A 12740-nucleotide genomic window follows, 5' to 3' on the forward strand; every position below is an offset into this window, starting at 1 on the left:
CAAGGAGGAACAGTGGCCACCACGACCACAGGGCGCAAACCGATCTACAAGCACCTCTACTTCTGGGTGCTGGTCTCCATCGTGCTGGGCGCTGCCGTCGGCTTCCTGTTCCCCAAACAGGCGTCCGAGATGAAGTGGCTCGCCGACCTGTTCGTGAACCTCGTGAAGGTCGTCATCGCGCCGACCATCTTCGCGACGATCATCGTCGGCATCGCGGGCCTCGGCAACCTCGCCAAGGCGGGCGGGCTCGCGCTCAAGACGATCCTCTACTTCACCGCGATGACCACGGTGGCGCTCGCCATCGGTCTCATCGTCGTGAACATCGTGCAGCCGGGTCACCACGGCGGCGACATCGCGCTCAACGCGAGCCAGGCCGACGCGACGCTGAAGTCCGCCTCGACCGCGGAGACGGGCATCACCGGCTTCATCCTGAGCCTGGTGCCCAAGTCGTTCGTCAGCGCGTTCACCGACGGCCAGCTGATCCAGGTGCTCGTGGTCGCCATCCTCGTGGCCGTCGCGGTCGCCGGCATGGGTGAGCGCGGCGTCAAGGTCGTCTCCGCGATGGAGACGCTCTCCAAGGTGATGTTCGGCATCATCAAGATCGTCATGTACGTCGCGCCGATCGGTGCCTTCGGCGGCATCGCCTACACCGTCGGCAAGTTCGGCGGCAGCGTGCTCGGCAAGCTGCTGTGGCTGATGGGCTCGTTCTACGCCACCTGCATCCTGTTCGTCATCGTGGTGCTCGGCCTGGTCGCCAAGTTCGCGGGCTTCAGCCTCTTCAAGTTCCTGCGCTACATCAAGGACGAGATCCTGATCGTGCTCGGCACCTCGTCGTCCGAGTCCGTGCTGCCGCGCATGATGGTCAAGCTGGAGGCGGCGGGCGCCCAGAAGTCGGTCGTCGGCCTCACCATCCCGACCGGGTACTCGTTCAACCTCGACGGCACCTGCATCTACCTGACCATGGGCGCGATCTTCATCGCCCAGGCCACCGGCAACGACGTGTCGATCGGCGTCCAGATCGGCCTGCTGCTCTTCATGCTGATCGCGTCGAAGGGCGCGGCGGGCGTCACCGGCGCCGGCCTGGTCACCCTGGCCGCCTCGCTGCAGGCCTTCGAGGCCCACTCGGCCATCCCCGCGGTCGGCATCGCGCTGATCGTCGGCATCGACCGCTTCATGTCCGAGGCCCGCGCCATCACGAACGTGATCGGCAACGGTGTCGGGTCGCTCGTGGTCGCCGCCTGGCAGAAGGGCCTCGACAAGGAGCGCCTGACGTACGTCCTCAACAACCCGGACAGCGTCGACGTCGACGACCTGCTGGCCCAGCAGACCGGCGCCGAGGGCGAGGACAAGAAGGAGCCGGTCGCGGCTCACTGAGGACGTCCGTGGCCGGAGGCGACTCTTCCCGCCTCCGGCCACGAGACCTCAGACCTCCATGTATGCCGAGGTCCCGCTCTCCCCGCATGCGGCGCGGGGTGAACGGGGCCTCGGTCTCGTTTGGCAGGGAACAATCCCGCTCTGCCCGAATGGACGGCGCCCGCTCGACTCCGACTGGAGGAGGTGAGCGTCCGCTAACTGGGACGGCAGGCGGCTGAACAGCCAAAACATGTCAGTACCCGGCTCATCCACTGGCAAACCGGGAATGTCGCGCAACTCTCATCGAGCTGGCCGAAGTTGAACGTTCGGTTACGCTTACCCGGCTGTAACGAACGCCGACGTTGGCCGCAATGTCGTTCTCCGGTCGGGAATCGTTACAGTTCCATGACCTAGATCACCCATTGGCGGGTGTCCCTGGGTTTCGCGGCTGTTAAAGTCGCGTCAACACGCGGGCCATCGTCGTCCCGTGCTCCCACCTGTTGGTTCGAGGTCTGAGCACGAGGACTTTGTTCTTTAGCGAGGACGACGAAGGAGGTCTGCGCAGTGATCTTCTCCGCCATCCCCGGCCCCCAGGGTCTCTACGACCCGGCTGATGAGCGCGACGCGTGCGGCGTCGCCATGGTGGCCGACATCCAGGGCCGGCGTTCCCACGGCATCGTGAGCGATGCCTTGACAGCGCTGGCGAACCTGGAGCACCGAGGCGCCGCCGGCGCCGAGCCCACGTCGGGCGACGGTGCTGGCATTCTTTTGCAGCTGCCGGACGAGTTCCTGCGTGCTGTGGTCGAGTTCGAGCTCCCGGAACGCGACCATTACGCGGCGGGAATCGCTTTCCTGCCGTTTGAACCCGAAGAACGCGTCACCGCGATGCAGGAGATCGAACGCATCGCCGAGCAGGAGAACCTCGTGGTTCTCGGCTGGCGCGACGTTCCGGTCGATCCTGAGACGGCCGATGTCGGCCCGACCGCGATGTCGGTGGCGCCGCACTTCGCGCAGTTGTTCGTGAAGGGCACGCGGGACGAGGCCGGGATCGCCCTGGACCGCCTGGCGTTCTGCCTGCGCAAGCGGGTCGAGCACGAGGGCAGCGTCTACTTCCCGTCGCTGTCGGCGCGCACGATCGTCTACAAGGGAATGCTGACGACCGCGCAGCTGCCGGCGTTCTTCCCCGACCTGCACGACGAGCGCCTGTACTCGGCGATCGCGCTGGTGCACAGTCGTTTCTCCACGAACACCTTCCCCTCGTGGCCGCTCGCGCACCCGTTCCGGTTCGTCGCGCACAACGGTGAGATCAACACCGTCCGCGGCAACCGCAACCGCATGCGGGCCCGCGAGGCGTTGCTGGACAGCGAACTCATCCCGGGCGACCTCGCCCGGCTGTTCCCGATCTGCAACCCGGACGGCTCGGACTCGGCGTCGTTCGACGAGGTGCTGGAGCTGTTGCACCTCGGCGGCCGCAGCCTCCCGCACGCGGTGCTGATGATGATCCCGGAGGCGTGGGAGAACCACGCCACGATGGACCCGAAGCGCCGCGCGTTCTACCAGTTCCACGCGTCGCTGATGGAGCCGTGGGACGGCCCGGCCTGTGTCACGTTCACCGACGGTGAGCTCGTCGGCGCGGTGCTCGACCGCAACGGCCTGCGTCCCGCCCGCTGGTGGCAGACCGCCGACGGCCGCGTCGTGCTGGCATCCGAGACCGGTGTGCTCGACGTGCCGTCCGACCAGGTCGTCGCGAAGGGCCGCCTGCAGCCCGGCCGCATGTTCCTCGTGGACACCACGCAGGGCCGCATCATCGACGACGAGGAGTTCAAGTCGTCGCTGGCCTCGGAGTCGCCCTACGACGAGTGGCTGCACGCCGGCCTGCTCGACCTGGCCGACCTGCAGGACCGCGAGCACGTGGTGCAGAGCCACGAGTCCGTCGTGCGCCGCCAGCTCACCTTCGGCTACACCGAGGAGGAGCTGCGGATCCTGCTCACGCCCATGTCGATCATGGGCATGGAGCCGCTGGCCTCGATGGGCACGGACACCCCGGTCGCGGCGCTCAGCCAGCGCTCCCGGCTGCTCTACGACTACTTCGTGCAGAACTTCGCGCAGGTCACGAACCCGCCGCTGGACGCGATCCGCGAGGAGATCGTCACGTCCGTCAAGCGCGTGATGGGCCCCGAGCAGAACCTGCTCGACCCCGGCCCCGTCTCGTGCCGCCACGTGACGCTCGACTACCCGGTCATCGACAACGACGAGCTCGCCAAGCTCATCCACATCAACGACGACGGCGACCTGCCGGGCTTCGCCTGCACCGTCCTGTCCGGACTGTACGAAGTGGATGGTGGGGGCGAGGCGCTCACGGCCGCGATCGAGCGCGTGCGCCGCGAGGCGTCGGAGGCCATCGCGAACGGCGCTCGCACGCTCGTCCTGAGCGACCGCGACTCCGACCACCGCATGGCGCCGATCCCGTCGCTGCTGCTCGTCTCCTCGGTGCACCACCACCTGGTGCGCACCAAGGAACGTCTGCGCGTCGCGCTCGTCGTCGAGTCCGGTGACTGCCGCGAGGTCCACCACGTCGCCGCGCTGCTGAGCTACGGCGCCGCCGCGGTGAACCCGTACCTCGCGTTCGAGACGATCGAGGACCTGATCAGCCAGGGCGCCATCACCGGCGTGCCCGCGCACAAGGCCGTGCGCAACTACGTCAAGGCGCTCGTCAAGGGCGTCCTGAAGATCATGTCGAAGATGGGCATCTCGACCGTCGGCGCCTACACCGCGGCGCAGATCTTCGAGGCGGTCGGCCTGTCGAACGACCTGCTGGACGAGTACTTCACCGGCACGCAGTCGAAGCTCGGCGGCGCCGGCCTGGAGGTGCTCGCCGAAGAGGTGGCGGTGCGCCACCGCCGCGCGTACCCGGACAACCCCACCGACCGCGCGCACCGCAGGCTCGAAGTGGGCGGCGAGTACTCGTACCGCCGCGAAGGCGAGCTGCACCTGTTCACGCCGGAGACGGTGTTCCTGTTGCAGCACGCCACGAAGACGCGCAAGGAGGACGTCTTCCGCCAGTACACGGCGGAGGTCGAGCGCATCTCCCGGCAGGGCGGCACGTTGCGCGGTCTGTTCAAGTTCCGGGGCGAGGGCCGCACGCCGATCCCGATCGACGAGGTCGAGCCCGTCAGCTCGATCGTCAAGCGCTTCAACACCGGCGCCATGTCGTACGGCTCGATCTCGGCCGAGGCGCACGAGACCCTCGCCATCGCGATGAACCGCCTCGGCGGTCGCTCGAACAGCGGTGAGGGCGGCGAGGACCGCGAGCGCCTGTACGACCCGGAGCGCCGTTCCGCGGTCAAGCAGGTCGCGAGTGGACGGTTCGGCGTCACGAGCGAGTACCTCGTGAACTCCACGGACATCCAGATCAAGATGGCGCAGGGCGCGAAGCCCGGCGAGGGCGGCCAGCTGCCCGGCTTCAAGGTCTACCCGTGGGTCGCGCGCACCCGGCACTCCACGCCGGGTGTCGGCCTGATCTCGCCGCCGCCGCACCACGACATCTACTCGATCGAGGACCTGGCGCAACTCATCCACGATCTGAAGAACGCGAACGAGCAGGCGCGGGTTCACGTGAAGCTCGTCTCGTCGATCGGTGTCGGCACGGTCGCCGCCGGTGTGGCCAAGGCCCACGCGGACGTCGTGCTGATCTCCGGCTACGACGGCGGCACCGGTGCTTCGCCGATGAACTCGCTGAAGCACGCCGGGACGCCGTGGGAGATCGGCCTCGCCGAGACCCAGCAGACGTTGCTGCTCAACGGCTTGCGCGACCGCATCACCGTCCAGGTCGACGGCGCGATGCGCACCGGCCGCGACGTCGTGGTCGCGGCTCTGCTCGGCGCCGAGGAGTTCGGCTTCGCCACGGCACCGCTGATCGTCGCGGGCTGCGTGATGATGCGCGTCTGCCACCTGGACACGTGCCCGGTCGGCGTCGCCACGCAGAACCCCGACCTGCGCGCCCGCTACACCGGTCAGGCCGACCACGTCGTGAACTTCTTCGAGTTCATCGCGCAGGAGGCTCGCGAGATCCTCGCCGAGCTGGGCTTCCGCACGATCGACGAGGCCGTCGGTCACGCGGAGCTGCTCGACAAGGACGACGCGATCGAGCACTGGAAGACCGCGGGCCTGAACCTGGACCCCGTCTTCGAGGTGCCGGAGACCCCGTACCCCACGGCGAAGCGCAAGATCCGCGACCAGGACCACGGCCTCGACAAGGCCCTGGACCGCACCCTGATCCAGCTCGCCGAGGCGGCGCTGGAGGACGCGCACCAGGTCACCCTGGAACTGCCCGTCCGCAACGTCAACCGCACGGTCGGCACGCTGCTCGGCGCCGAGGTCACCCGCCGCTTCGGCGGCGAGGGCCTGGAGGACGACACGATCCGGGTCAAGCTGACCGGGTCGGCGGGCCAGTCGCTCGGCGCGTTCCTGCCGCGCGGCATCACGCTGGAGATGGTCGGCGACGCGAACGACTACGTCGGCAAGGGCCTGTCCGGCGGGCGGATCATCGTCCGTCCGCACGACGACGCGCCGTTCCGCGCCGAGGACCAGGTGATCGCGGGCAACGTGATCGGCTACGGCGCCACGTCCGGTGAGATCTTCCTGCGCGGCCGGGTCGGCGAACGCTTCTGCGTCCGCAACTCCGGCGCGCTGCTGGTGGCGGAGGGCGTGGGCGACCACGCGTTCGAATACATGACCGGTGGCCGGGCAGTGGTGCTCGGGCCGACCGGGCGCAACGTCGCGGCCGGCATGTCCGGTGGCATCGCGTACGTGCTCGACCTGGATCCCCTGTCGGTGAACCAGGAGATGGTGAATCTGCAGCGCCTCAGCGCCGAGGACCTGCGTTGGCTCAAGGACGCCGTCACCAAGCACCACAAGGCGACTGGTTCTGCCGTCGCCGCGTCGCTGCTCGGTGACTGGACCCGCCGGGCCGGTGCGTTCACGAAGGTCATGCCCGGTGACTACCAGCGCGTTCTCGAGGCCATGCGCCTCGCCCGCGCCGAGGGCCGGGACGTTGACGCGGCTGTCATGGAGGCGTCTCGTGGCTGATCCACAGGGATTCATGAAGTACACCCGGTCCGACGCGCCGAAGCGTCCGAAGCCGGAACGGTTGCAGGACTGGAACGAGGTCTACCTCCACGAGGACCCCGTCGAGCGCAACAACGCCGTGCGCACGCAGGCCACGCGGTGCATGGACTGCGGCATTCCCTTCTGCCACAGCGGAACGGCGGGTTGTCCGCTCGGGAACCTGATCCCCGAGTGGAACGACCTGGTGCGCCGCGGCGACTGGGAGCTCGCCTCGGACCGGTTGCACGCCACCAACAACTTCCCGGAGTTCACGGGTCGTCTGTGCCCGGCACCGTGTGAGGCCGCCTGCGTGCTGTCGATCTCGCACGACGCCGGTGGTGCCGTCGCGATCAAGCGGGTCGAGGAGACCATCGCGGACGTCTCGTGGGAGAACGGCTACGTGCAGCCGGCCCAGGCGACGGTGTCCTCCGGCAAGCGCGTCGCGATCGTCGGTTCCGGCCCCGCCGGACTCGCCGCCGCGCAGCAGCTGACCCGCGCGGGCCACGAGGTCGTGGTGTACGAGCGGGACGACCGGCTCGGTGGCCTGCTGCGGTACGGCATCCCCGAGTTCAAGATGGAGAAGAAGGTCCTCGACCGGCGCCTGTCGCAGCTTCGCCGCGAGGGCACCAAGTTCGTCACCGGCTGCGAGGTCGGCGTCGACATCACCGTCGAGGAGCTGCGCTCCCAGTTCGACTCGGTCGTGCTCGCCGTGGGCGCGCTGCGGGGCCGTGACGACAAGACGACTCCGGGGCGTGAGCTCCAGGGCGTGCACCTCGCGATGGACCACCTGGTCCCCGCGAACCGCGCCGTCGAAGGCGACGGCCCGGCCGCGATCTCGGCCGAGGGCAAGCACGTCATCGTCATCGGCGGTGGCGACACCGGCGCCGACTGCTACGGCACCGCGACCCGCCAGGGCGCGCTGTCCGTGACGCAGCTCGACCAGTACCCGATGCCGCCGTCGGTCCGCGACGACGACCGTTCGCCTTGGCCGGTGTGGCCGCACATCCTGCGCACGTACCCCGCGCACGAGGAGGCCGGCGAACGCCGCTTCACCGTGGCGGTCAAGCGTTTCGTGGGCGACGACGACGGCCACGTGCGCTTCATCGAGCTGCAGCAGGTGCGCGTCGAGAAGGACTCGTCCGGCCGCCGTTCCGTGGTGCCGCTGACCGACGAGGTCGAGGTGCTGCCCGCGGACATGGTCCTGCTGGCGATCGGCTTCGAGGGCGTCGAGCACATGCGGTTGCTCGACGACCTGGGCATCTCCCTGACGCAGCGCGGCACGATCTCGTGCGGCTCCGACTGGCAGACGACCGCGCCCGGCGTGTTCGTCTGCGGCGACGCCCACCGCGGCGCTTCGCTCGTGGTGTGGGCGATCGCGGAGGGGCGGTCCGTGGCGAACGCCGTGGACAGCTTCCTCACGGGTTCCTCGAACCTGCCTTCGCCGGTGATCCCGAACCAGCTTCCGCTCGCTGTGGTCTGACAACGGCGTCCGGCCTGCGGGGAGCAGCATGAACGCCCCGCGCGACAACGAAGTCGCGCGGGGCGTTCGCCTTTCTTCAGGGTCGGGCACATGTGGCCGATCCAGGGCGAGTTCAGGGGTGCCCCGGTGGAAGAGGCCGTGCCCGCGTTCTGGGACCTGGTGGAGGAGAAGTTCGGCATCACCCGCTAGCCGGGCAGGTGTCGCGGTAGGCCAGTTCCGGCAGGTGCTTCCGCCACTCGTGCGGGCTGAGGCCACCGGCCGCGACCTCGCAGGCGCGGACGGACAGGCCGCCAGGCGCCGCCTCTCCGAACGAACGGAGCAACGTGGTGGCCAGTTCGGCGCTCGTGTCCGGGCTGGGCGCCACCGCGTGCGCCGCCAAGCCGAGGCGCAGTGCCAGCCGCGGTGAGGAAACGCGCGCGACCTGTGCCTGCGCGACGAGTGCGCGCGCTGTCGCCTTGTCGCGGTCGACGCCGGCGTTGTACCACTGGGCGGCGGCGAGTCCCGCCGCACCGACCGCGGCCACCAGGAACACCGCCAGCCAGCTGACCGTGCGCCTGCGGTCGCGCCGGCGTTCGTGCCGCAGCGTGTGGATCCGGTCGCGGCTCACGGCGAGGAACCGCAGGGCGTCGGGGGAGAGGTCGTCGTCGGCCACCAGCGGTGAGATGGCGGCGAACGTGTCCTCGTTGAGCAGCAGGTGGTCGGCGCGCTCGCCCTCTGTCCACTGCGACGCGTCCAGCTCGACGGACTGGGCCGCGCGCAGGCCGATCTGGCGTTCGTCGATCGCGTCGCGCAGCGGCAGCCACTCGGTGAACAACGCCTCGTGCGCCACGCCGATCCAGCGGCCCTGCTGGTCGCCGCTCGCGGTGAGCAGGCGGTGCCGGACGAACACCTCGAACGCGTCACGGGTGTGGGCGTCCAGCTGGGCCAGGCTGACGCGTTTGCGGGTCGGACTGCCGGTGTGGTCGAGCGTGGCCAGGGACGCCAGCCGGGCGAGCAGGTCCTCCTTGCCCGTCCCGGTCTCCGCCACGGCGCTGTCGAGCACGTCGTCGGCGTGACGGGCGAGTGCGCCGTGCACGCCGCCGAGGTGCTCGTACCGTTCGCTGGACAGGGTGCCGCCTCGGGGCACGCCCATCGCCAGGTGCTGCAACGTGAACGCGAGCAACGGCAGTGCCTCACCGCTCGCCGTGTCCTCGACCAGGCGCGCGACGAGCTCCGGGTGCACCTTGAGCCCGGCCACGCGGGCAGGGCCGGTGATCACGACGTTGAGGACCTCTCTCGCCAGCGGCGCCAGCACGTAGCCGCCGAGGTGGACGCCGCTCAGTTCGGGCAACGCCCGCAGGTCGTCCAGGAACTCCGACCGCAGCGTGGCGATCACCCGCACGTTGTCCGCAAACGCTTCCCTGAGCAGGCTCGCGACGATCTGGCGGTCCTTCTCGCCGGTGCGGGTGAAGAGCTCCTCCGCCTGGTCGATGGTGATCAGCAGCCTGCGGTCCTCGTCCACGAGCTCCTGGGCCACGCCGCGCAGCCCGTCGAGGACGAGCCGGTCCTTGGTCTCGGCCAGCGTCCAGCCGAGGCCGACGCGTTCGGCGGTCTTGCGCACCGCGCGGGCGAGCGCGTCGAGCGGGTCGTTGCCCGGTAGCCACGGCGGCATGACGAGCCAGCGCGGGTCGTCCGCCAGCTGGGCCAGCAGACCTGCCCGGACCAGCGACGACTTGCCGCAGCCGGACGGGCCGACGACGGCGAGCAGGCCTGGTCCGCGGCGCACCCTGCGGGCGAGCGCACGCGTCTCGGTGTCCCGGCCGAAGAACACCGCGCTCAGCGCCGTGCTGAACGCGTCCAGGCCGGGGAACGGCTCCTGGTCCTTCGCGAGCTTGCGGCCACCGGCGTCGAACTGCCGCAGCGCCTTCTCCAGCTGCTCGCGGGCGGTGGCGTGCGGGATGTGGTTGAGGTGCCCGATCAGCGGGTGGATGACGCCGCCGAGCTGCACCGGCAGCAGGAGGCACCCGAGCGCGTCCGCGATGGCGACCTCGGCGGTGCACCAGCTCGACACGACCGACGCCTCGCTGACGACGCAGACGACGGCGTCCGCCTTGCGCAGTTCGATGTGCAAACGCTCGCGCCACGCTTCACCCACCTGAATCCCGTCGTCGGGATGAACTTCCAGAAAAGTTTCGTGGTCTCGGTCGAGCCAGTCCCGGATCTGTGTCGCGATCGCCACATTCTGCGTCGCGTGGCTGATGAAAACCCTCGCCACGACGGCCTCCTTTGGCATTCGGTCACCGATTGTGCAGATCTGGCAGGGATCGGTGGCCGGTTGTCCACTAATTGGCACATCTCCAACGCGCGAGGATCACTCTGTGCATACATACGTTTCCGTGAAACCGGAAACACTTTCGGGTGAAATTTCTGTGTGATGCGGGCGAACTCAGTCTCGTATATCGCGAAGCTTGTCCACTTCGGGCGAAACTGATAGCTGTAGATCAACTCAGTCGGGGGGTGAAGCATGCGCAGTGTTCTTCTCGCCGTCGTCGTCGCCCTGTGCGCCGTGCTCACCCCGGCCGTCTCGACCGTGTCGATCGGCGCGCCGCCGCCGAAGTCGAAGACCTCTGCCCCCAAGGAGGAAGCGCCTCGCGAGGAGCGCGAGCCGAGCCGCCTGCGCCTGCTGGTCGCGTCCGTCGACCGCACGTCCAGCGTGGCCCGTCCGACGTTCTTCACGGTGTTCACCCCGCGCGCCGTTCCCGGTGTTCTCGTTCTCGTGTCCAATGCCGAACCAATGGTGGTCTGGCGTACACCTCCCGCGCTGCAGGTGTTCCGGAACTGAGCGGTCCCCGACCCGCCGGTAAATCGAACACTTTTCACTTAGCAGTGAGGGACTCCCATGGACTTCCATCGCTTTGTTCAGCATGCCCGCGCACACGCCGCATCGCGTTCCCGTGCGCTCGGCCGCAAGCTCGCCGCAGGTCAGCAACCCACCACGATGTTCATCACGTGTGCCGATTCGCGCATCGTGACGGCCGCGATCACGGGCGCCGAGCCCGGTTCGTTGTTCGAACTCCGGACCGCGGGCAACGTGATCCCGCCCTATTCGCTGACCGCGCCCAGCAGTGAGATGGCCACGATCGAGTTCGCCGTGCTGCAGCTCGGCGTCAGCGAGATCGTCGTCTGCGGCCACTCGCACTGCGGTGCGGTCGGCGCGCTGCACGGCGGTGGCATCGACCACCTGCCCGCCATGCGCGGCTGGCTGCGTCCCGGGCGGCCGCGCACGTCGTCCGACCCGGCGATGCGCGCGGAAGGACAGGACCACGTGCGCGCCCAGCTGGAGGTCCTGCTGGCGTACCCGTTCGTGGCGGACAAGGTCGCCTCGGGTGAGTTGCGCGTCCACGGCTGGTTCTACGACATCGAGACCGGCCAGGTCTCCGCGTGTGCCGAGCACGCCTTCCTTCCGCTGTAGGGGTTCCGACGTGATGAAGAAGTACTGGACCGATCTCGGCGCATCGGTCGTCGTGTTCCTCGTGGCGCTGCCGCTGTGCGTGGGCGTGGCGGTGGCGTCCGGAGTGCCGGCCGAGCTCGGCATCGTGACCGGCGTGGTCGGCGGCATCGTCGTCGGCCTGCTGCCGGGCAGCACGATGCAGGTGAGCGGACCGGCCGCCGGTTTGACGGTGCTGGTGGCGGACGCCGTCTCCCGGCACGGGATCGCGGCGCTGGGCGTGATCGTGCTCGGCGCCGGCCTGCTGCAGGTGGCGCTGGGCTTAGCCAGGTGCGGACGCTGGTTCCGCGCGATCTCCCCGTCCGTGGTGCAGGGCATGCTCGCGGGCATCGGCCTGGTGCTGATCCTCGGTCAGCTCAGGCACCTGGTCGTCTCGCCGGTCGCACTGGCACTCGGCCTGCTCACGGTGCTGATCATGTTGCTGTGGCAGCGAAGCCCGATGCGCGTCGTACCGGGCATCCTGGTCGGCGTGGTCGTCTGCACCGGCCTGGCGGCGGCGTTCGCCTCGCCGGTCGACCGGATCAACGTCGGCACGTTGTCGGCGGACGTGCACCTGCCCGACTTCTCGTTGCTGAACACCGGGGTCATCGGCACGGCGGTGGTGTTCGCCCTCGTCGCGTCCGCCGAGTCGATGTTCAGCGCCGCGGCCGTCGACCGCATGCACGACGGGCCGCGCACGCGGTACAACAAGGAACTGGTCGCGCAGGGCGTGGGCAACACGCTCTGCGGCCTGCTCGGCGCGTTGCCCATGACGGCCGTGATCGTGCGCAGCGCGGCCAACGTGTCGGCCGGAGCCCGGACGAAGGCGTCCAGGGTGCTGCACGGCGTGTGGCTGCTGCTGTTCGTGGTGCTGCTGCCGGGGTTGCTGACGCTCATCCCGGTCGCCGTGCTGGCGGCGGTGCTGGTGCACGCCGGGTGGAAGCTGCTCGGGCTGCGCGAGGTGGTCACGTTGTGGCGCACGGACAAGGCCGAGGGCTTCATCTTCGTGCTGACCGCCGGGCTCATCGTGGGCACCGACCTGCTCACCGGCACCGTGGCCGGCCTGCTGGCCGCCGTCGTCAAGACGGCGTGGGACGTGTCCAGGCTGTCGGTCGTCGTGACGCCGGAGGGGGTGGCGTTGCGCGGCAACGCGACGTTCCTGCGGTTGCCCGTGCTGCTGGACGAGCTCGACCGCGTCGACCGGGAGCACGTCCGGATGGACCTGAGCGGGGTCCGGCACCTCGACCAGGCCTGCGGGCAGGCCATCGACCAGTGGGTGGACCAGTCCCGGCGGGCGGGCAGGACCGTCGAACTGGTCGGCAGGTAGGCGGGAGG

The 12740-nt window shown here is 69.2% G+C and carries 7 protein-coding genes; 6 read left to right on the forward strand and 1 reads right to left on the reverse strand.

From position 1 onward, the window contains the following. The first annotated feature begins 12 nt into the window (after positions 1–12). The 3 genes from dctA to LX88_RS12910 all read left to right on the forward strand — a co-directional run bounded on the left by dctA (position 13) and on the right by LX88_RS12910 (position 7939). Positions 13–1374, forward strand: coding sequence for a C4-dicarboxylate transporter DctA (dctA, locus tag LX88_RS12900; RefSeq protein ID WP_258948000.1), 1362 nt, complete (start codon positions 13–15; stop codon positions 1372–1374). 543 nt (positions 1375–1917) lie between these two features. Next, positions 1918–6441, forward strand: coding sequence for a glutamate synthase large subunit (gltB, locus tag LX88_RS12905; protein WP_258948001.1), 4524 nt, complete (start codon positions 1918–1920; stop codon positions 6439–6441). Then, positions 6434–7939 (forward strand): glutamate synthase subunit beta, encoded by a 1506-nt coding sequence (locus LX88_RS12910; RefSeq protein WP_258948002.1) that lies wholly within the window; start codon positions 6434–6436, stop codon positions 7937–7939. Before gltB ends, LX88_RS12910 begins: the two co-directional genes overlap by 8 nt. 178 nt (positions 7940–8117) lie before the next feature. On the opposite strand, the gene LX88_RS12915 is transcribed toward LX88_RS12910, so the two are convergent. After that, the gene (locus tag LX88_RS12915) at positions 8118–10193 is read right to left on the reverse strand and encodes an nSTAND1 domain-containing NTPase (RefSeq protein WP_258948003.1); all 2076 of its coding nucleotides are present in this window, start codon (positions 10191–10193) and stop codon (positions 8118–8120) included. A 249-nt stretch (positions 10194–10442) separates the two neighbouring features. Here LX88_RS12915 and LX88_RS12920 point away from each other — a divergent pair, with 249 nt between their 5' ends. From LX88_RS12920 to LX88_RS12930, 3 genes are read left to right on the forward strand one after another with little or no spacing between them, the layout of a single operon-like run. Next, complete coding sequence (locus LX88_RS12920; protein ID WP_258948004.1) at positions 10443–10760, forward strand: hypothetical protein; 318 nt, start codon at positions 10443–10445, stop codon at positions 10758–10760. A gap of 57 nt (positions 10761–10817) precedes the next feature. Continuing rightward, complete coding sequence (locus LX88_RS12925; protein ID WP_258948005.1) at positions 10818–11390, forward strand: carbonic anhydrase; 573 nt, start codon at positions 10818–10820, stop codon at positions 11388–11390. Positions 11391–11403: 13 nt separating this feature from the next. Beyond that, a complete protein-coding gene (locus tag LX88_RS12930; RefSeq protein ID WP_258948006.1) occupies positions 11404–12732 on the forward strand; it encodes a SulP family inorganic anion transporter in 1329 nt (442 codons plus the stop codon). Positions 12733–12740: the final 8 nt, after the last annotated feature.

This window comes from Lentzea californiensis (genome assembly GCF_024648825.1).
Taxonomy (GTDB): Bacteria; Actinomycetota; Actinomycetes; order Mycobacteriales; family Pseudonocardiaceae; genus Lentzea; species Lentzea californiensis.

Excerpts from the sequence above, each read along its gene's own strand:
- LX88_RS12920 (WP_258948004.1), top strand. The coding sequence starts at position 10,443 with ATGCGCAGTGTTCTTCTCGCCGTCGTCGTCGCCCTGTGCGCCGTGCTC.
- LX88_RS12925 (WP_258948005.1), top strand. The coding sequence starts at position 10,818 with ATGGACTTCCATCGCTTTGTTCAGCATGCCCGCGCACACGCCGCATCG.
- LX88_RS12930 (WP_258948006.1), top strand. The coding sequence starts at position 11,404 with ATGAAGAAGTACTGGACCGATCTCGGCGCATCGGTCGTCGTGTTCCTC.